Annotated in this window: 17 protein-coding genes and 1 pseudogene; 8 read left to right on the top strand and 10 right to left on the bottom strand. The window is 71.7% G+C overall.

Features of this window, described 5'->3' with window-relative positions; genetic code table 11:
• Positions 1-60: 60 nt before the first annotated feature.
• The gene (gene argH / locus J7E93_RS35105) at positions 61-1,488 is read right to left on the bottom strand and encodes an argininosuccinate lyase (RefSeq protein ID WP_215074089.1); all 1,428 of its coding nucleotides are present in this window, start codon (positions 1,486-1,488) and stop codon (positions 61-63) included.
• Positions 1,489-1,593: 105 nt separating this feature from the next.
• On the bottom strand, positions 1,594-2,790 hold the full coding sequence (locus tag J7E93_RS35100; protein ID WP_215074088.1) for an argininosuccinate synthase: 1,197 nt from the start codon (positions 2,788-2,790) through the stop codon (positions 1,594-1,596).
• 552 nt (positions 2,791-3,342) lie between these two features.
• Here J7E93_RS35100 and J7E93_RS38465 point away from each other — a divergent pair.
• From J7E93_RS38465 to J7E93_RS35075, 6 genes are all read left to right on the top strand, one after another.
• Complete coding sequence (locus J7E93_RS38465; protein WP_374105473.1) at positions 3,343-3,453, top strand: keywimysin-related RiPP; 111 nt, start codon at positions 3,343-3,345, stop codon at positions 3,451-3,453.
• A 73-nt stretch (positions 3,454-3,526) separates the two neighbouring features.
• Positions 3,527-5,389, top strand: coding sequence for a lasso peptide isopeptide bond-forming cyclase (locus tag J7E93_RS35095; RefSeq protein WP_215074087.1), 1,863 nt, complete (start codon positions 3,527-3,529; stop codon positions 5,387-5,389).
• Positions 5,390-5,401: 12 nt separating this feature from the next.
• Entirely contained in the window at positions 5,402-5,722 is a 321-nt protein-coding gene (locus tag J7E93_RS35090; RefSeq protein WP_215074086.1) for a lasso peptide biosynthesis PqqD family chaperone, read from the top strand.
• Positions 5,719-6,135, top strand: coding sequence for a lasso peptide biosynthesis B2 protein (locus J7E93_RS35085; RefSeq protein ID WP_215074085.1), 417 nt, complete (start codon positions 5,719-5,721; stop codon positions 6,133-6,135). Before J7E93_RS35090 ends, J7E93_RS35085 begins: the two co-directional genes overlap by 4 nt.
• Before the next feature lie 157 nt (positions 6,136-6,292).
• Positions 6,293-8,074, top strand: coding sequence for an ABC transporter ATP-binding protein (locus tag J7E93_RS35080; protein ID WP_251067533.1), 1,782 nt, complete (start codon positions 6,293-6,295; stop codon positions 8,072-8,074).
• Between the two features lie 7 nt (positions 8,075-8,081).
• Positions 8,082-8,669: a pyridoxamine 5'-phosphate oxidase family protein gene (locus J7E93_RS35075; protein WP_215074084.1), complete on the top strand. Its 588-nt coding sequence runs from the start codon at positions 8,082-8,084 to the stop codon at positions 8,667-8,669.
• 115 nt (positions 8,670-8,784) lie between these two features.
• Here the strand turns inward: J7E93_RS35075 and J7E93_RS35070 are convergent.
• The 5 genes and pseudogenes from J7E93_RS35070 to argC all read right to left on the bottom strand — a co-directional run bounded on the left by J7E93_RS35070 (position 8,785) and on the right by argC (position 13,689).
• A pseudogene (locus J7E93_RS35070) lies at positions 8,785-9,347 on the bottom strand (arginine repressor).
• Between the two features lie 7 nt (positions 9,348-9,354).
• Positions 9,355-10,584, bottom strand: a complete 1,230-nt coding sequence (locus J7E93_RS35065; protein ID WP_215074083.1) for an acetylornithine transaminase — start codon at positions 10,582-10,584, stop codon at positions 9,355-9,357.
• Positions 10,581-11,501 (bottom strand): acetylglutamate kinase, encoded by a 921-nt coding sequence (gene argB, locus J7E93_RS35060; RefSeq protein WP_215074082.1) that lies wholly within the window; start codon positions 11,499-11,501, stop codon positions 10,581-10,583. The genes J7E93_RS35065 and argB overlap by 4 nt, the downstream gene beginning before the upstream one ends.
• Positions 11,498-12,664 (bottom strand): bifunctional glutamate N-acetyltransferase/amino-acid acetyltransferase ArgJ, encoded by a 1,167-nt coding sequence (gene argJ, locus J7E93_RS35055; RefSeq protein WP_215074081.1) that lies wholly within the window; start codon positions 12,662-12,664, stop codon positions 11,498-11,500. Before argJ ends, argB begins: the two co-directional genes overlap by 4 nt.
• Entirely contained in the window at positions 12,661-13,689 is a 1,029-nt protein-coding gene (gene argC, locus J7E93_RS35050) for an N-acetyl-gamma-glutamyl-phosphate reductase (RefSeq protein ID WP_215074080.1), read from the bottom strand. Before argC ends, argJ begins: the two co-directional genes overlap by 4 nt.
• 406 nt (positions 13,690-14,095) lie before the next feature.
• Here argC and rox point away from each other — a divergent pair, with 406 nt between their 5' ends.
• A complete protein-coding gene (gene rox / locus J7E93_RS35045; protein ID WP_215074090.1) occupies positions 14,096-15,532 on the top strand; it encodes a rifampin monooxygenase in 1,437 nt (478 codons plus the stop codon).
• Between the two features lie 53 nt (positions 15,533-15,585).
• On the opposite strand, the gene J7E93_RS35040 is transcribed toward rox, so the two are convergent.
• The 3 genes from J7E93_RS35040 to J7E93_RS35030 all read right to left on the bottom strand — a co-directional run bounded on the left by J7E93_RS35040 (position 15,586) and on the right by J7E93_RS35030 (position 19,324).
• Complete coding sequence (locus J7E93_RS35040; protein WP_215074079.1) at positions 15,586-16,776, bottom strand: MFS transporter; 1,191 nt, start codon at positions 16,774-16,776, stop codon at positions 15,586-15,588.
• 51 nt (positions 16,777-16,827) lie between these two features.
• Complete coding sequence (locus tag J7E93_RS35035; protein WP_215074078.1) at positions 16,828-18,450, bottom strand: amidohydrolase; 1,623 nt, start codon at positions 18,448-18,450, stop codon at positions 16,828-16,830.
• Between the two features lie 199 nt (positions 18,451-18,649).
• A complete protein-coding gene (locus J7E93_RS35030; protein ID WP_215074077.1) occupies positions 18,650-19,324 on the bottom strand; it encodes a TetR/AcrR family transcriptional regulator in 675 nt (224 codons plus the stop codon).
• 123 nt (positions 19,325-19,447) lie between these two features.
• Here J7E93_RS35030 and J7E93_RS35025 point away from each other — a divergent pair.
• Positions 19,448-20,058, top strand: a 611-nt coding sequence (locus J7E93_RS35025; protein WP_215074076.1) for a sigma factor-like helix-turn-helix DNA-binding protein, incomplete at its 3' end; no start/stop codon positions are given.

Raw genomic sequence — 20,058 nt, 5'->3', positions numbered from 1 at the left:
CCCGGGGCAATACATCTAGGTGGTGGTCAGTTCTTGGCGGTGGTCACTTCTTGGCGGTGGTCACTTCTTGGCGGTGGCCCAGGCGTGCTGGATCACCAGGTCGGCCTTGACCTCGACCAGCTGGGCGGCGACCGCCGACGGGGCCGTACCGCCACGGCCGTCGCGGGAGGCCAGTGCGCCCGGGACGTTGAGGACCGTGCGGACCTCGGGGGTGAGGTGCTCGGAGATCTTGGCGAACTGCTCGTCCGTCAGACCGTCCAGCTCGATCCCGTCGGCCTCGGCGACCTTGACGCACTCGCCGGCCACCTCGTGGGCCACCCGGAACGGCACACCCTGCTTGACCAGCCACTCGGCGATGTCGGTCGCGAGCGAGAAGCCGGCCGGGGCCAGCTCCTCCATACGCTCCCGGTTGACGGTGAGCGTGGCCATCATGCCGGTGAAGGCGGGCAGCAGGACCTCCAGCTGGTCGCAGGAGTCGAAGACCGGCTCCTTGTCCTCCTGGAGATCTCGGTTGTAGGCGAGCGGGAGGGCCTTGAGGGTGGCCATCAGACCGCTCAGATTGCCGATCAGACGTCCGGACTTGCCTCGCGCCAGCTCGGCGATGTCCGGGTTCTTCTTCTGCGGCATGATCGACGAGCCGGTGGAGAAGGCGTCGTGCAGGGTCACGAAGGAGAACTCCTTCGTGTTCCAGATGATGATCTCCTCGGCGATACGGGAGAGGTTCACACCGATCATCGCGGTGATGAAGGCGAACTCGGCGACGAAGTCGCGGGAGGCCGTACCGTCGATCGAGTTGCCGGCCGAGCCGCGCTCGAAGCCGAGGTCCTTGGCGACCGCCTCCGGGTCGAGCCCGAGGGAGGAGCCGGCCAGGGCGCCGGAGCCGTACGGCGAGACGGCCGTACGGGTGTCCCACTGACGCAGCCGCTCGGCGTCCCGGGAGAGGGACTGGACGTGGGCGAGGACGTGGTGGGCGAAGAGCACCGGCTGGGCGTGCTGGAGATGCGTCCGGCCCGGCATGGCGACGTCCGGGTGTGCCTCGGCGAGGCCGACGAGCGCGTCCTGGAGGTCGGCGATCAGGCCGCCGATGATCCGGGCGTGGTCGCGCAGGTACATCCGGAAGAGGGTGGCGACCTGGTCGTTGCGGGACCGGCCGGCGCGCAGCTTGCCGCCGAGGTCGGGGCCGAGACGCTCGAGCAGGCCGCGCTCCAGGGCGGTGTGCACGTCCTCGTCGGCGATGGTGCCGACGAAGGAGCCGTCGGCCACGTCCGCTTCGAGCTGGTCGAGGCCGGCGAGCATGCGCGTCAGCTCGTCCTCGGTGAGCAGGCCCGCCGAGTGGAGCACGCGCGCGTGGGCGCGGGAACCGGCGATGTCGTACGGCGCGAGCCGCCAGTCGAAGTGGACCGACGCGGACAGCTTGGCCAGGGCCTCGGCGGGGCCGTCGGCGAACCGGCCGCCCCAGAGGCGGACGTCACCGTTGTTGCTGCTCACAGCTACTGCTCCTCATAAGGGTGGATGCAATGCCGCCTCCCTGCCGCGGAGGACCAGGAAGGCGGCTGTGGAACGAGTCGTACCTACGCGAGGTCACGTTTCGGGTCAGGCCCGCAGATCACGCCGTGCGGCGATCTTCGCGGAGAGGGCGAAGATGTCGATGAAGCCCTGCGCCTTGGACTGGTCGAAGGTGTCGCCCGAGTCGTAGGTGGCGAGGTTGAAGTCGTACAGCGACTCCTCGGACCTCCGTCCGGTGACGACGGCGCGGCCGCCGTGCAGCGTCACCCGGATGTCGCCGGTGACGTACCGGTTGGCCTCGTCGATGAAGCCGTCCAGGGCCCGCTTGAGCGGGGAGAACCACAGGCCGTCGTAGACCATCTCGCCCCAGCGCTGCTCCACCTGCCGCTTGTAGCGGGCCAGCTCGCGCTCGACGGTGACGTTCTCCAGCTCCTGGTGGGCGGTGATCAGGGCGATCGCGCCGGGAGCCTCGTACACCTCGCGGGACTTGATGCCGACGAGCCGGTCCTCGACCATGTCGATCCTGCCGACGCCCTGGGCGCCGGCGCGCTCGTTGAGCTGCTGGATGGCCTGAAGGACGGTGACGGGCCTGCCGTCGACGGCGACCGGGACGCCCTCCTTGAAGGAGATGACGACCTCGTCGGCCTCGCGCGGGAGGGACGGGTTCGCGGTGTACTCGTAGATGTCCTCGATCGGCGCGTTCCAGATGTCCTCGAGGAATCCGGTCTCGACGGCGCGGCCGAAGACGTTCTGGTCGATGGAGTACGGGGACTTCTTGGTGGTCGCGATCGGCAGGTTCGCCCTCTCGGCGAAGGCGATGGCCTTGTCGCGGGTCATGGCGTAGTCACGGACCGGGGCGATGCACTTCAGGTCCGGGCCGAGGGCCTGGATACCGGCCTCGAACCGCACCTGGTCGTTGCCCTTGCCGGTGCAGCCGTGGGCGACGATGCCGGCGCCGTGCTTCTCGGCGGCGGCGACGAGGTGCTTGACGATGGTCGGCCGGGAGAGCGCGGAGACCAGCGGATAGCGGTCCATGTAGAGGGCGTTGGCCTTGATCGCCGGAAGGCAGTACTCGTCGGCGAACTCGTCCTTGGCGTCCGCGACCTCGGCCTCCACCGCACCGCAGGCGAGCGCGCGCTTGCGGATGACGTCCAGGTCCTCGCCGCCCTGGCCGACGTCCACGGCGACGGCGATGACCTCGGCACCCGTCTCCTCGGCGATCCAGCCGATGGCGACGGAGGTGTCCAGGCCGCCCGAGTAGGCGAGTACGACACGCTCGGTCACGCGTTTCTCCTTACGGACGGGTGCATACGGTGATAGGTATAAGTATGCAGAGGCCTGCATGATTCGTCAATCCTGGGCGTGCGAGTACGGCGGGGCGTGACGCGGGACAGGCAGGGTGGCGCCGTCGGACCGGGACGCCGGCCCCGGCGCTCCCGCGGCCCCGCCACGGCGGACCGGCGGACGTTGAACGCCCAAGCGTCAGGACATCAAAGGTCCAATGCCAAAACACCTCCGGGCGAAATTCCCAACAGCCCTTTCGGAAAGGCGGGATCGCGCACCATGGGAGTCGACTCGCGGGCCCGTCCATTCCGTTGCGAAGGGATCGTGCGCACAAAGCGGCTGAGGTTTAGGCTGGAATGGCGAAGAACGCATACGCCCGCTCTCCAAGGCGGTTGAAGCCTAGGACAGTTGAAGCGGCAAAGATGAGCTCCACGGGAATCCCTGACCTCTCAGGTGACTCCCCGTGAGCATGTACGAGGCGGCATACCTGGTGACGCGAATGGCGCTCACCGTGGCCGCACCCTCCCATGTGATGAGAAGAGGCAGAACGTCATGCGTGTCTACGAGCGTCCGACGCTGACCGCGGTCGGCTCTTTCCGCAAGACCGGCCTGGGAACCTCCAGGGGACCCGAAAAGCACCTGGTCCTCAGGTTCAGCTTCTGAGGGACATGCGCGGGTGGCGGTGAGGATCCGGCGAGATCCCGCCGCCTCCGTCCGTCTCCGGGAAAGGCTTCTCATGGTCGGATTTCCTGCCCCGGACGAGGTTCCGGGCTGGTTCGTCGCCCTCCCCGACTCCCCCGTCGCGGACCGGGTGGGCGCCACCCTGCGGGACCGGGCGGCGGTACACACATCACAGGCGCTCCAGGAGGTCGGCCACCCGTCGGGGCGCCCCTGGCTGCTCGGCCGCTGGTCTCCCGGCACCATGGCGGTCGGTGAGGCGGGCCGGGTGAAGATCGCCGTCGTCGGTGAACACGCGGTCACGGCCGATCGGCTGGTCCGGGAAGCCGGCCGCCTGAAGACGGTCGCCGACCTCGACGGGCCGGCCGGGTCGCTGGTGGGAAGCGCGCACCTGGCTGCTTCGGTCGCCGGGTGCGTGCGCCTCCAGGGCAGCGTCACCGGCCTCCGGCGCGTGTTCCACGCCCGGATCGGCGACGCCACGGTGGCCGCCGACCGGGCGGACGTACTGGCCGATCTTCTGGACGCGGAGGTAGACGAGCAGCGCTTGGCCGTCCGGCTGCTGAATTCGTTCTCGCTGTACCCGCTGGCGGGCGATCCGGTGTGGCGGGAAGTGAGCGCCGTTCCGACCGGCCACTGTCTCGTGCTCGAAGGCGACGGCCGGGGAGGCTCCCGGGGACGGACCGTCCCCTGGTGGAGCCCTCCCGAGCCGGTGGTGCCGATGGCCGAAGGCGCGCCGGCGCTGCGCGAGGCGTTGTCCGCCGCGGTGGACGCCCGGGTGCACGGCCGGTCCCTCGTGAGCTGCGACCTCGGCGGGCTCGACTCGACCTCGGTGTGCTCTCTGGCGGCCCGCGGCAGCGCCGAGCTCGTCGCCTACACCGCCGACGGCCGGGACCCGATGGGTGACGACGTGCCGTGGGCCCGCCGTACGGTCGAGAGACTGAGTGGCATCGAGCACCACGTCATCGCCGGCGACCGGTTGCCGATGGTGTACGAAGGCCTGGCGGACGTGGACGCCCGCTTCGACGAGCCGTGCCCCGCCGCCGCGTTCCTCAGCCGGTGGCTGGCCATTCCACGGCTGGCCGCGGCGCGCGGCTCACCGCTGCACCTGACCGGCTTCGGCGGGGACGAGCTGCTCGCCGGGTCGCCCGCGCACCTGCACGCCCTGATGCGGACGCACCCCCGGCTCGCGTTGCAGCGCGTGCGTGGTTTCGCGGCCCAGCGCCCGTGGCCGTACCGCGAAACGCTGCGGCAGCTGTGGGACAGCAGCCCCTACCGCGTCTGGCTCGCCCGGGCAGGCGACGAGCTCACCGCCGCGCCGCCTCCGCAGGAGAGGCCCACGCTCGACTGGGGAGCGCCACCGCGGCTGCCGCCGTGGGCGACCGAGGACGCGGTCGAGGCGGTACGAGGACTGATCCGCACCGCGGCACGTACCACCGAGCCCCTGGCCCAAAGCCGTGGACAGCACGTCGAACTGGCGGGAATGGCGGCGATTTCCCGCACGGTCAGGCAGCTGGGCGAGGTGGCGGGCCGGTTCGGGCTCGCGCTCTCCGCGCCGTACTACGACGACCGGGTGATCGAGGCGGGCCTGGCGGTGCGGCCCCTGGACAGAATCACCCCCTGGCGGTACAAGCCGCTCATCGTCGAAGCGATGCGCGGCATCGTTCCCGACGAGAGCCTGACCCGCGACACCAAGGACGAAGGGTCCCACGAGGTCGAGGTGGGGCTGCGGGAGCACCGTGCCGGGTTGCTGGCGCTGTGCGAGGACTCCCGGCTGGGCCGGTTGGGGCTGATCGACGTGGACGCGTTCCGCGAGGTGTGCAGCCGGCCACTGCCCCCGACCCTGCCCTTCGACGCGCTGTACCAGACGGCCGCGTGCGAGATGTGGCTCCGTACGCGGGAGATCGCAACCGTTCCGGGCTGAGGGAGATGGCTCATGACGTTCAAGCTGCGTGAAGGCGTGTACACGGCCGAGACCGACTATGGGTTCGCGCTCCTCGACGAGGACCACGACCAGTACTGGACCCTCAATCCCACCGCCGCCGGCGTCCTGCGGACGCTGCTCGACGGCGGCACGCCGTCCGATGCCGTGCGAACACTCACCGAGGAGTACGAGGTGGACGTCGACAGTGCGGACCGGAACGTCCGGGAGCTGGTGGATGAACTGTGCGCGGCCGGGCTCGCCGAACAGGACGGCGAACGCACCACGGCACGGCACCGCCTGCACCGGCGGCGGACGGAGAAGAACACCCCATGAGCACGTCGGAAGCCATCGCCCACGACCCGCGTTCGGTGCCGCTGCGACGCCGGATCCTCGTCCGGCTCGTCGTGGGCGCCGCGCGGCTCCTGGCCACGCAGCGCCCCCGGCGCATCCGGATGGTGCTGGACCGGCTCCGCCGGGGCGCCCGTCCGGCCACCGCCGACGAGGCGCGGGCGGCCCGGGACACGGTGGTCGCGGTGAGCCTGGCGTGTGGCGGACGGGAGGGGTGCCTGCCCCGGTCCCTGGCGACGGCCCTGCTGTGCCGGTTGCACGGCCAGTGGCCCACCTGGTGCGTCGGCGCGCGTCGGCTGCCGCCCTTCGGGGCGCACGCCTGGGTGGAGGCGGAGGGGGTGCCGGTGGGCGAGGAGTACCCGCCGGACTACTTCCGCACCCTGCTGACCGTGCCGTGAGCCGTGAATCGTGAACCGCGAACCTCCGAGTCGTGAACCGTGAGGCCGTGAACCTTCGAGTCGTGAGCCAGGAGCCGTGAGTCCTGAACCCCGAGCCGTGCACCCGCACGCGACACCTGAGCCCCGCCGGGCCGGGCCCCGGGACGTCCTTCGCCTGTTGAACGGGCACCGGCGTCGGCTGAGCCTCGCCGTGGTGCTGACGCTGGGCGCTTCCGCGCTCGGCCTGGCCCAGCCCCTGCTGGTGAAGAAGGTAATCGAGTCGACCGCGTCCGGAAGCCCGATCGGGTTCCTCGTCGTGCTGCTCGTGGCCTTGTTCCTCGCCCAGGCACTGGTCCAGGGCTTCGCCCAGTACGTCCTGGCCCGTACGGGCGAAGGCATCGTCCTGCACGTTCGGCTCGGTCTCGTCGAGCACGTGCTGCGGCTGCCCATGGCCGTGTACGACCGCCACCGCATCGGGGATCTGATCTCGCGCACCAGCAACGACAGCTCCGCGCTGCGGCTGCTGATCGCCCAGGGCTTCACCGACGCGGTGACCGGCGCCATCGGGCTGGCCGGCGTCATCGCCCTGATGATCTGGCTCGACTGGACGCTCTTCCTCATCGTGGCCGCCGTGATCGCCATCGGCGCACTGGCCGTCGCCTCGGTGCTGCGGGGCATCGAACGGGCGTCGTTCCATGCCCAGGAGGCGACCGGCGCCATGACGGCGGAGCTGGAGCGGGCGCTCGGCGCCATCCGTACGGTGCGGGCCAGCCGGGCCGAACGGCGCGAGGCCGACCGCATCGGGGCGCGGGCCACGCGGGCGTACGCGGCCGGCGTACGGATGGGCCGGCTCGACGCGGTGGTGGCGCCGGCCATCGGCCTCGCGCTCAACGGCTCGTTCCTCGTGGTGCTGCTCGTCGGCGGCGTACGGGTCGCGGGGCGGGAGGGCTCCGTCGCCGATCTGGCGGCGTTCCTGCTCTACATGCTGTACCTGGTCGGGCCCGTCGGCGCCCTCTTCCAGGCGGTGAGCACCATGGAGCAGGGCATGGGCGCGCTGCGCCGGATCAACGAGGTCCTCGGCCTGCCCGGTGAGGAGGACAGCACCGCCCGCGCGGTGCAAAGGACGCACAGGACGCACGGGACGCACCGGACGCAAGGGCCGCGCAGGGCGCCCGCGCCCCACAGGTCTCCCGCACCGCACGGACCGTCCCCACCTGCCGACGACGGAACGCCCGTCCTCGAGTTCGAGGACGTGTGGTTCGGGTACGACCCGCGTCGACCGGTGCTTCGCGGCCTCTCGCTCCGGGTGCCGCCGCACGGCCACGTCGCACTGATCGGCGGCTCGGGCGCCGGCAAGTCCACGGTCTTCGCGCTCACCGAACGCTTCTACGACCCGGACCGTGGGCGGGTGCTCCTCGACGGCCAGGACATCCGGGCCGTGAACCGGGCGGAGCACCGGGGGCGCATCGGTCTCGTGGAGCAGCACTCCCCGGTCCTGTACGGAACGCTGCGCGAGAACCTGCTGTACGCGGCGCCCGACGCGGACCCGGACGAGCTGGTGCGGGTGATCGAACTCGCGCATCTGACCGAGTTGGTGGCCAGGCTGCCGCACGGCCTGGACACGGAGGCCGGCGAGCACGGCACGGCACTGTCGGGCGGGGAGCGTCAGCGGATCGCGCTGGCGCGTGCGCTGCTCACGCGGCCCCGGCTGCTGCTGCTCGACGAGCCGACAGCCCATCTGGACGCGGTGAGCGAGGAGGCGTTGCGCCGTTCGATCCGGCGCGTGTCACGCGAGTGCGCCCTGCTCGTCATCGCGCACCGGTACTCCACCATCCGGGCCGCCGACGTCATCGTCGTCCTGGAGGGCGGACGGGCCGTCGCCGCCGGTACGCACGACCAACTCCTGGGCACGAGCGACCATTACCGTTTCCTGTCCCGCGCGCAACGGGCCGGGCGATAATGCTTGCATGGGACAACGATACGAACGCATCGACGGCCGGATACGGGACTTCATCGAGCAGCAGCCGGTCTTCTTCACCGCCACCGCCCCGCTGACGGGCGACGGGCACGTCAACCTCTCCCCCAAGGGCCGCGCGGGCACGCTCGTCGTCATCGACGAACTCACCCTCGCCTACCTGGACTTCGGCGGCAGCAGTGCCGAGACCGTCGCCCACCTGTGCGAGGAGGGCAACGGCAGGATCACCCTGATGTGGTGTGCGTTCAGCGGTCCGCCCAAGGTGCTGCGGGTGCACGGCAAGGGCGAGGCGATCTTCCGGGACGATCCGCGCTGGGCCGAGTACATCCCGTACTTCGAGGACGTCGACGGACCGGCGGCCCGTGCGATCGTCGTGGTCCACGCGCGGCGGGTCAGCGACGCGTGCGGTTTCGCCGTCCCCTTCATGGAATACCGCGAGGAACGCACGCAGCACGCCGACTACTTCGGCCGCAAGACGGACGAGGAGTTCGCGGCGTACTGCGCGAAGAAGGACCACGTCGGAGTGAGCCTGGACGGCCTGCCGGCGCTGCCGCTCCCCCTGCCGGTGCGCACCGACTGACCCATGGGCGGCGGCGCTACGCAGCCGTCGGCAGGACGCAGCGGCGGCCGCACCCGGCGATCGTACGACGTCGGGGGCGGCCGCCCTCATCCGGTGATGAGCGCCTGCCGGATGCTCAGCTCTCCTTCTGCGCGAGGCGCAGCAGGTGGTCGGCGAGTGCCTGGCCGCCCGCCGGGTCGCGGGAGATGAGCAACAGGGTGTCGTCGCCCGCGATGGTGCCGAGGATCGCGTGGAGTTGGGCCTGGTCGATGGCCGACGCGAGGAACTGGGCCGCGCCCGGTGGCGTCCGCAGGACCACCAGGTTGGCGGAGGCCTCGGCGGAGATCAGCAGTTCGCCGGAGAGGCGCCGCATGCGCTCCTCCTTGGCGGACTCGCCGAGCGGGGCCTGCGGGGTGCGGAAGCCGCCCTCGCTGGGCACGGCGTAGATGAGCTCGCCGCCCGTGTTGCGGATCTTCACCGCGCCGAGCTCGTCGAGGTCGCGGGAGAGCGTCGCCTGGGTGACGCTCAGCCCGTCGTCCGCGAGGAGCTTGGCGAGCTGGCTCTGGGAGCGCACCGGCTGCCGGTTGAGGATGTCGACGATCCTGCGGTGGCGTGCGGTGCGGGTCTTGGAACGGACGGCCCTCCCCCAGACTCCGTCTGGGGGGACCCCCAGTGCTCGGTTTCCTGCGCGTCGGTCATCGTCGTCTCATTCTCCGGTTCGTCCTTCCCCGTTCACCGCTCCGTCAAGGACGCCCGGGAGCCTCTCCAGGAAGGCGTCCACCTCCGCGTCCGTGATGATCAGTGCCGGCATGAGCCGTACGACATCGGGAGCGGGCGCGTTCACCAGGAGGCCGGCGTCCTGAGCCGCCTGCTGCACCTGGGGCGCAAGGGACTCGGTGAGCACGATACCCAGCAGGAGGCCCGCCCCACGGACATGGGAGATCAGAGGGTGGTTCAGACCTTCGATTCCGTCGCGCAGTTTCTCACCGAGTCGCTTGACCTCGTCGAGGGTCCCGTCGCCGGCGAGGGTGTCGAGGACGGCGAGTCCGGCGGCGCAGGCGACCGGGTTTCCGCCGAAGGTGGTGCCGTGGTGACCGGGCTTCAGCAGCTCGGCCGTCTCGCCGAAGGCGACGGTCGCGCCGAGCGGAAGCCCGCCGCCGAGGCCCTTGGCGAGGGTCACGATGTCGGGGTCGACGCCGTCGTGGCCCTGGTACTCGAACCAGTGGCCGGTCCGGCCCACGCCGGTCTGGACCTCGTCGAGGACGAGGAGCGTGCCGGTGGCCCGGGTGATCTCCCGGGCGGCCTGGAGGTAGCCGGCCGGAGGGACGACGACGCCGTTCTCACCCTGGATCGGCTCGATGATGACGAAGGCCGTCTCTTCGGTGACCGCGGCCCGCAGGGCTTCCACGTCTCCGTACGGGACGTGCGTCACGTCACCGGGCAGCGGGAGGAACGGGGTCTGCTTGCCGGGCTGGCCGGTGAGGGCGAGCGAGCCCATGGTCCGGCCGTGGAAGCCGCCCTGGGTGGCGACCATGTGGGACCGGCCGGTCAGCCGGCCGATCTTGAAGGCGCCTTCGTTTGCCTCGGCTCCGGAGTTGCAGAAGAAGACCTTGCCGGGGCGGCCGAAGAGCTGGAGCAGCCGCTCGGCGAGGGCGACCGGCGGTTCGGCGACGAAGAGGTTCGAGACATGGCCGAGGGCCGCGATCTGCCGGGACACGGCCTCGACGATCGCCGGGTGAGCGTGGCCGAGGGCGTTGACGGCGATGCCGCCGACGAAGTCGAGGTACGCGGTGCCGTCGGCGTCCCAGACCGTGACGCCCTCACCGCGTACCAGGGACAGCTTGGGCGTGCCGTAGTTGTTCATCAGCGCGCCCTGCCACCGCTGCGCCAGTTCCGCGTTGGACGTTCCCGCGTGGGTCGTTTCCGCGTGGGTCATTTCCCGTCCCCCTTCGTCTCGCCCGTCGTGTCGTCCGGCACGACCATGGTGCCGATGCCCTCGTCGGTGAAGATCTCCAGCAGGATGGAGTGCTGGACCCGGCCGTCGATCACGCGGGCCGTGGTGACCCCGTTCCGTACGGCGTGCAGGCAGCCCTCCATCTTGGGGACCATGCCGCTGGAGAGCTCGGGCAGCAGCTTCTCGAGCTGGCTCGCGGTGAGCCGGCTGATGACCTCATCGCTGTTCGGCCAGTCCTCGTAGAGGCCCTCGACGTCGGTCAGGACCATCAGCGTCTCGGCGCCCAGCGCCGCAGCGAGTGCCGCAGCCGCCGTATCAGCATTGACGTTGTAGACATGTCCGTCGTCCTCGGAGCGGGCGATGGAGGAGATGACCGGGATCCGGCCGTCCTCCAGGAGCGCCTCGATGGCGCCGGTGTCGATGGCGGTGATCTCGCCGACGCGGCCGATGTCGACCTGCTCGCCCTCGATGACCGGCTGGTGCTTGGTGGCCGTGATGGTGTGCGCGTCCTCGCCCGTCATGCCGACGGCGAACGGGCCGTGCTGGTTGAGCAGCCCGACGAGCTCGCGCTGGACCTGACCGGCGAGGACCATCCGTACGACGTCCATCGCCTCGGGGGTGGTGACCCTGAGCCCGGCCTTGAACTCGCTGACGAGACCGGCCTGGTCGAGGGCCGCGCTGATCTGGGGGCCGCCGCCGTGCACGACGACCGGCTTGAGGCCGGCGTGGCGCAGGAAGACGACGTCCTGGGCGAACGCGGCCTTCAGATCCTCGTCGATCATGGCGTTGCCGCCGAACTTGATGACGACGGTCTTGCCGTTGTGACGGGTCAGCCAGGGCAGCGCTTCGATGAGGATCTGGGCCTTGGGGAGCGCGGTGTGCTTCCTGGTACCACTCATGACGAGTACGCGCTGTTCTCGTGGACGTAGTCGGCGGTGAGGTCGTTGGCCCAGATGACGGCCGACTCGGACCCGGCGGAGAGGTCAGCGGTGATGGTGACCTCCCGGTAGCGCATGTCGACGAGGTCGCGGTCCTCTCCGACGGAACCGTTCTTGCAGACCCAGACGCCGTTGATGGCGACGTTGAGCTGGTCGGGGTCGAACGCGGCCCGCGTCGTGCCGATGGCGGAGAGCACCCGGCCCCAGTTGGGGTCCTCGCCGTGGATGGCGCACTTGAGGAGGTTGTTACGGGCGATGGAGCGGCCGACCTCGACGGCGTCGTCCTCGGTCGCGGCGTTGATCACCTCGATACGGATGTCCTTGCTCGCGCCCTCGGCGTCGCCGATGAGCTGGCGGGCGAGGTCGTCGCAGACGGCCCGTACGGCCTCGGTGAACTCCTCGGGCGCAGGGGTGATGCCGGAGGCGCCGGAGGCGAGGAGGAGGACGGTGTCGTTGGTGGACATGCAGCCGTCGGAGTCGACCCGGTCGAAGGTGACCTTGGTGGCGCCGCGCAGGGCCGTGTCGAGGTTCTCGCTGTCGACGTCGGCGTCGGTGGTGAGGACGACGAGCATGGTGGCGAGGCCGGGGGCGAGCATGCCCGCACCCTTGGCCATGCCGCCGACCGTCCAGCCTTCCTTCGTGACGACGGACGTCTTGTGGACGGTGTCGGTGGTCTTGATGGCGATGGCGGCCTTCTCGCCGCCGTGCTCGGAGAGCTCCCCGGCGGCCTTCTCGACTCCGGCGAGGACCTTGTCCATGGGGAGGAGGAGGCCGATGAGGCCGGTGGAGGCGACCGCGACCTCGCCCGCGCCGATCTCCGTGCCACGGGCGCTGAGGACCTCGGCGACCTTCTCGGCCGTGGCGTGGGTGTCCTGGAAGCCCTGCGGGCCCGTACAGGCGTTGGCTCCGCCGGAGTTGAGGACGACGGCGGCCAGCTCGCCGGTGGTCAGCACCTGCTGGGACCACAGGACGGGCGCGGCCTTGACGCGGTTGGAGGTGAAGACTCCCGCGGCGGCGCGGCGGGGCCCGGTGTTGACCACGAGGGCCAGGTCCGGGTTGCCGTTCTCCTTGATTCCGGCGGCGATGCCCGCTGCCGTGAATCCCTTCGCTGCGGTGACGCTCATGGAGCGACTCCAATCGTGGAAAGTCCGGTGTCCTCGGGAAGCCCGAGGGCGATGTTCATGCTCTGCACCGCGCCGCCGGCGGTGCCCTTGGCGAGGTTGTCGATGGCGCTGATGGCGATGATCCGGTGCGCGGCCTCGTCGTACGCGACCTGGATCTGAACGGCGTTGGAACCCTGGACGGACGCCGTGGCGGGCCACTGCCCCTGCGGGAGCAGGTGGACGAAGGGCTCGTCGGCGAAGGCCTTCTCGTAGGCGGCCCGTACGGTCTCGGCGGTCACGCCGGGCTTCGCCTTGGCGGAGCAGGTGGCGAGGATGCCGCGGGACATGGGGGCGAGGGTCGGCGTGAAGGACACGCTGACGCGCTCGCCTGCCAGGCCGCTCAGGTTCTGGATCATCTCGGGGGTGTGCCGGTGTCCGCCGCCGACGCCGTACGGCGTCACATTGCCCATGACCTCGCTGCCGAGCAGGTGCGGCTTGAGGGCCTTGCCGGCGCCGGAGGTGCCGGTGGCGGCGACGATCACGGCCTCGGGCTCCGCCAGACCGTTCTCGTACGCGGGGAAGAGCGCGAGGGAGACGGCGGTGGGGAAGCAGCCGGGCACCGCGATGCGCTTGGACCCCTCCAGCGCCGCACGGGCACCGGGCAGTTCGGGAAGGCCGTAGGGCCAGGTCCCGGCGTGCGGAGACCCGTAGAACTTCTCCCAGTCGGCGGAGTCCTTGAGCCGGAAGTCGGCGCCCATGTCGACGACGAGGACGTCCGGGCCGAGCTGCTCGGCGACGGCGGCCGACTGCCCGTGCGGAAGCGCGAGGAAGACGACGTCGTGCCCGGCGAGCTCCTCGGCGGTGGTGGGCGCGAGAACTCGGTCGGCGAGCGGGAGGAGGTGGGGCTGGAGGCCGCCGAGCCGCTGACCGGCGTTGGAGTGGCCGGTCAGGGTGCCGATCTCGACATGGGGGTGGGTGAGAAGGAGACGCAGGAGCTCTCCGCCCGCGTATCCGCTCGCGCCTGCCACTGCTGCTCGTACCGTCATCGAAACCCTCCTCATGGATGGCATGACTATACGCATGGCCGCAGTTTTATGCAAAGCGTCTCCGGCAGGGCCGGGCCGTCGCTGCGATGTGCCGTGGCTGTGATGGAGCGATTCGATGCGGGCCTCGGCGGCGCGGGCCATGCGGAGGCGGGTGCAGGCCCATGGAAGCGGGCGACAAAAAACAAAGGCAAGGAGGTTTCCCCACTCCTTGCCACTCTCAACGTATAGCGCACGGGGGGTCTTGCGGCAAGACCCCGGTGGTGCTGCAGAATCTCCGGCCGAGGCCAGAACCTGCGGAAACCGCAGTTTCGCGGAGTGCGTGCGCTTTTGTCGATGTACGGGCGTCGATGCGGACGCTCGGCACGAATAGGGGGTTTTCATGAGGGACGTGGTGGACGTGGTGGACGTGGCGGACGTGATCGTGGTCGGCGGCGGACCGACCGGCTTGATGCTGGCTGGCGAGTTGCGGCTGGCCGGAGTGCGGGTGGTCGTGCTGGAGAGGTTGACCGAGCCGACCGGGCAGTCCCGCGGGCGCGGCCTGCACGCGCGCAGCGTCGAGATGATGGACCAGCGGGGCCTGCTGGACCGGTTCCTCGCGGTCAGTGAGAAGTTCCAGGCCGGCGGTCTCTTCGGCGGCATCGTCAAGCCGTGGCCGGACCTGTTGGACACGGCCCACCCCTACGGCCTCGCCACGCCGCAGCCGGTCACCGAGCGGCTGCTGGAGGAGCGGGCGGTGGAACTCGGTGCCGAGATCCGGCGTGCCTGCGAAGTGGTCGGGCTGAGCCAGGACGAGGACGGGGTGACCGTCGAGCTCGCAGACGGCACGCGGGCGCGCTCGCGCTACCTCGTCGGCTGCGACGGCGGCCGCAGCACGGTGCGCAAGCTGCTCGGCGTCGGCTTCCCCGGTGAGCCCGCCAAGGTCGAGACCCTGCTGGGCGACATGGAGCTGACCGCGGATCCGGCGACGGTCGCCGCCGTCGTCGAGGAGGTGCGCAGGACCCAGCTGCGCTTCGGTGCCGTTCCCGACGTGGACGGGAACGAGGGGGTGTACCGCATCGTCGTACCCGCCGACGGGGTGTCCGAGGACCGTACGGCCGCGCCCACCCTCGAGGAGTTCAAGGAGCAGCTGCGGGCCTGGGCGGCCACCGACCTCGGCGCGCACTCGCCTCGCTGGCTGTCCCGGTTCGGCGACGCCACCCGGCAGGCCGAGCGCTACCGGACGGGCCGCGTCCTGCTGGCCGGCGACGCGGCGCACATCCATCCGCCGACCGGCGGGCAGGGCCTCAACCTGGGCATGCAGGACGCGTTCAACCTGGGCTGGAAACTGGCCGCCGAGGTCAACGGCTGGGCACCGGAGGGGCTGCTCGACAGCTATCACTCCGAGCGGCACCCGGTGGGCGCCGGCGTGCTGGACAACACCCGCGCGCAGATCACGCTGCTGGGGACCGATCCGGGTGCGGCCGCGCTGCGGGAGCTGTTCTCGAAGCTGATGGACTTCGAGGAGGTGAACCGGTACGTGACCGGGATCATCACCGCGGTCGACGTCCGCTACGACTTCGGCGAGGGCCACGAACTGCTCGGCCGGCGGATGCGGGACGTGAAGCTGAAGCGGGGCCGGCTCTACGAGCTGATGCACGGCGGCCGGGGACTGCTCCTTGACGGGACGGGCCGGCTCTCGGTGGAGGGCTGGGCGGATCGGGTCGACCACGTCGTCGACGTCAGCGAGGAACTGGACGTACCCGCGGTGCTGCTGCGGCCGGACGGCCACGTGGCGTGGGTCGGTGACGATCAGCGGGATCTGATCGGCCGGCTGCCCACGTGGTTCGGCGCTGCCGTCGGCTGAGCGCGCGGTGGTGGCCCTCCGTACGGCTGGGAGGGCATCGGCGTCCTTCGGGGTCAGGGCGTGGCGCGGACCGGCCGTCGCAGGAGGTAGGCGGCCGCGGTGGTGATCAGGACGGCCATGCAGGCGATGAACACCAGGCCCGCACCCTCCAGACCGATCGGGTCAGCCAGGAGTCCGACGCCGATCACCGGCACCGAGATGCCCGCGTACGCCACCACGAACAGCGTCGAGATCACCGCCGCGCGCCGGTCCGCGGGCGACGCCTCGGCCACCGCCGACATCGCCCCGCGGAAGGTCAGCCCCTGCCCGACCCCTCCGACGAGCGCGCTCAGCACCACCAGGAACAGCAGGTCCCACCGCAGCGCGCCCGCGAGCAGCGCCAGTCCGGCGAGGAGCACGGCGCAGCCCAGCGGTAGCGAGCGCCCCACGCCGACCCGTCCGACCGCCAGCTGCCCGGCGGTCGAGGCGAAGAAGGCCAGTGCGACGATCAGCCCGCTCAGCGCGTGGTTGTGCACGTCCAGGGACTGGGCGAGGAACGCCGGGCTGACGGAGGTGAAGACCCCGAACAGCGCGAATCCGACGAAGGAGGCGGTCGCCGCGGGCACGAAGACGGCCCGCACCTGCGGGGGCAGACCGGGCCGCTGCGGCCGCGCGGCGTGCAGCGGCCGCCGCTCACGTACGGTCTCCGGCAGCCGCAGCAGGACGGCGGCCGAGCCGGCGACCAGGGCGAGGTGCACGGCGAACGACAGGTGCAGCGGCCAGGCGGCGTACTGCGCGAGCACTCCGGCGAGCAGCGGACCGCAGCCGAGGCCGCCCATGTTGGCGGCCGTCGCCACGAACGTGGCGCGGGCGGAGCCACCGCCGGGCGCCAGCTCCATCACGTACGCCGTGGCGGCTCCGGTGAAGAGCCCCGCGGAGAGCCCCGACAGCAGGCGCCCCACGTACAGCCAGCCGAGGCCGGTGGCGAACAGGAAGCAGACGGCGCTCACCGCCGCGAATCCCAGACCCCAGAGCAGCACCGGGCGTCTGCCCACGGTGTCCGAGGCGTTGCCCGCCAGCAGAAGGACGCCGATGACCCCGAAGGCGTACACGGCGTACACGACGGTCACCGTCAGCTCGGAGAAACCGAACTTCTCCTGGTAGAGGCCGTAGAGCGGGGTCGGCAGCGTCGTGCCGGCCATGCATACGGCGAACACCGCCCCACCGAGCGAGCACAGGCGCCAACCCCGGCGATCACCGTCCATGCCGCCGACGGTAACCCCGCGCGCGGCCGACGGCGGCGAACGCCGGCTCCGTCACAGGCTCGCGTCGCGGTGGGTCGCGCGGCCGTCGAGGACGGTGAGGAGCACCGGAAGGCCGGGGAGCTCCGTGGCGGGTGTGGTGAGCGGGTCGTCGGCGAGGACCGTCAGGTCGGCGCGGTGGCCGACGGCGAGCCGGCCGGCCTCGTGCTCCTCCCCCGCCGCGTACGCCGCGTTCACGGTCATGGCGCGGAGGGCCTCCAGGGCGGTGAGGGCCTGTTCGGGGCCGTGCGGCGGCTGGGTGAGGCCGCGGCTCGGACGGCGGTGGCGGGCGCCCGCCATGACGCCCAGCGGCGGGTACGGCGCGATGGGCCAGTCCGAACCGAGGACGACGGTGGCGCCCGAGTCCCACAGGTCGCGGCAGCGCCAGGCGCGGGAGGCCCGCTCGTCGCCGAGACGGCGGGACCAGTTGTCGGTGTGGTCGGCGCGGGTGAAGTCGCAGCAGTGGGTGGGCTGCATGGACGCGAGGACGCCGAGCTCGGCGAAGCGGCGCAGCGTGTCGTCGGGCACGGTCTCGATGTGCTCGATCCGGTGCCGGACCCCGCGCTCGCCGGTGGCCAGCGCCTTTTCCACGGAGTCGAGGACGTGGCGTACGGCCGCGTCGCCGATGGCGTGGGTGGCGGTGGGCACGCCGGCTCGGTGCAGCTCGCCGACGATGCGGGTGTAGACGTCGGGGTCCGGCCAGAACGCGTGGGTGGACTCGCCGTGGCAGTCGGGGCGCTCCAGCCAGGCGGTGCCGTTGTCGATGGTGCCGTCCATGAAGAGCTTGACGCCCTCGGTCCGCCAGAGGGCGCCGCCGGTGCCCTGTTGCTCGATGAGCGCACGTACGGCGTCGGCGTCGGCTCCGGGCTGGCACCAGGGCGCGACCCGCAGCCGCAGCGGCAGCTCGCCGGCCTCGTCGAGCTCGGCGTAGAGCGCGAGGCTCTCGCCGTTGGCGTCCATGGCGTGACCGCCGGTGAGGCCTGCGGCGGCCATGCCGCGCAGTGCGGCGGCGAGGCGGGCACGCCGCTCGGCGTGCGAGGGCTGCGGGGCGGCGTGCTCGACCAGTTCGCAGGCGGCGTCCTCCAGGAGCAGGCCGGTGGGCAGCCCCCGGTCGTCGCAGACGACCTCGGCGGCCTGGTCGAAGGCGCGCGGGCCGTCGACGCCGGCGAGTTCGAGGGCGCGGGGGCTGGCGAGCATGGAGTGGGCGTCGAAGAGCTGGAGGAGAGCCGGTACGCCGTCGAGTACGGGAGCGAGGGCGGCGGCCTCGACGGGCCGGTCGCCGAAGACGTTCGGGTCGAGGCCCCAGCCGTGCAGCCAGGCTCCGGGCGCCAGCGTCCTCACCTCGCGGGCCAGGGCCTCGCGCACGGCTTGAAGGTCCGCGCAGGCCGACAGGTCGAGGCCGTGGGTGAGCTCGGCGCCCGAGACGGGGTGGAGGTGGCCGTCGACCAGGCCGGGGGTCACCACGGCGCCCTTGAGGTCGACGACCGTCGTGGAGGCGTCGGCGAGGGCGCGTATCCGCCGGTCGTCGCCGAGCGCGGAGATCCGTCCGTCCGACACGGCCAGCGCGGTCTCGGGCAGGAAGCGGCCGGTGGCGGGGTCGAGCAGACGGGCGGAGAGGAGGACGAGAGGGGTGCGCACGGCGGCTCCAGAACGGTCGGGGGATGGGATGGGTGGGGACGGGCTGGGGACGGGCTGGGGACGGGCTGGGGCGAGGTCCGCCGTGCGAGAGCAGGGCGGCGAGCGACGGGCGGCAGGGCGGCGCCGGGGCAGGGCTTGCCCGGCCGGCGGGGAAGGGTGGGTCCGGCGGAGCCCGTGACGTGCGGGGGTGGCGGATCGGCTACGCGCCGGTGTCCGTGTCCGTGTCCGTGTCCTCGGCCGTTGCCCGGGTGAGCGTGCCGCTCGTCAGGCCGAGTTCGCGTTCCGCCGTGGTGACGGCCATGCGGGTCACGGCCTCGGGCCGATCACGGGTGTCGGTGTCGGTGTTGGCGTGGGCGCCGAGGCCGTCGATCACGACCAGGATCTGGATCGTGGCGACGTACGGGTCGTCGGTACGGAACTCCTCCCGCTCGACCCCCTCGCGGATGAGGCCCTCCAGGCGCTCGCGCCACGCCGCCTCCTGCTCCCCCACCCGGTCCCGCAGGACGGACCGGTAGCGGCTCAGGTGCCGGGCGTTGATCCAGAGCCGGCTGATGTCGTCGTACGCCTCCCCCGTCGCCTGCGCGAAGAAGCGCGCAAGGTGATCCGTCGGGGTCCCCTCGGGCCTGTCCGCCGGGACGAGACGGTCGAGCTCGGCGGTCGCCGCGCTGCCGAAGGCCTCGGCGACCAGCTCCTCCGCGGAGGGGAAGTAGTGGCTGATGAGGCCCGGCCGGACGTCGAGCTGCTCGGCGATCCGCCGCAGGGTGATGCACTCCAGCCCCTCGGTCAGGGCGACGGCCGCGGCCGCGTCGACGATCTCCGCACGCCGGTCGGCCGGTGACTTCCGCATGCGCTTGCGCGGGACGCTTGTCGACATACCCGGATGCTATTGAGTGTGCGACCAATAAGCAAGGGGGTGGGTGAGGATCCAGCCGCGTCACATCCCGGGCGCCGGGCCCGTCATCGCACTGACGGAAGCGACGAGGAACGGTGACCACCCATGCCCGACCACAGCGACGGCCCCAGCGACGGCCACAGCAGCGACCAGGACTATCTCGCCCGACGGTTCGACGCCCATCAGGACCGGCTACGGGGTCTCGCCCTCCGGATGCTCGGATCGCGCGCCGAGGTGGACGAGGCGTTGGCCGAGGCGCGAGCGCGACTCGGCGGCCGCGACGACGGGCGCGACGACGGACCCGGTGGCCTCGGCGGGTGGCTGGCCGTGGTCGTCGGGCGGGTGTGCCTGGGGAGGCTGCGGGCGCGCGGCGCGGCCGGTCGGGACGGGCGGTCGGACGGGAGCGAGGACGTGAGGACGGCCGGGGCGGCGGGGGACTCCGTGTGGGCTGCGCTGCTCGTCGTACTGGAGTCACTGGCGCCGGACGAGCGGCTCGCCTACGCGCTGCACGATCTGTTCGGCCTGCCGCCGGCCGAGGTCGCGCGGCTGACGGACCGTACGCCCGAGGAGGCGGGCCGGCTCGCCCGGCGGGCACGGCTCCGGGTGCGTGGCACCGGCGCCCGGGAGGCCTGCGGCGATCCGGGGCGGCAGCGCGCGGTCGTGGAGGTGTTCCTCGCCGCCGCCCGGGCGCGGGACGCCCGCGCCCTCGCCGCCGT

It is taken from the genome of Streptomyces sp. ISL-36 (genome assembly GCF_018614205.1).
Taxonomy (GTDB): domain Bacteria; phylum Actinomycetota; class Actinomycetes; order Streptomycetales; family Streptomycetaceae; genus Streptomyces.
The sequence above is the reverse complement of the archived record's forward strand: the minus strand, read 5'-3'. Positions and strand labels throughout refer to the sequence as shown.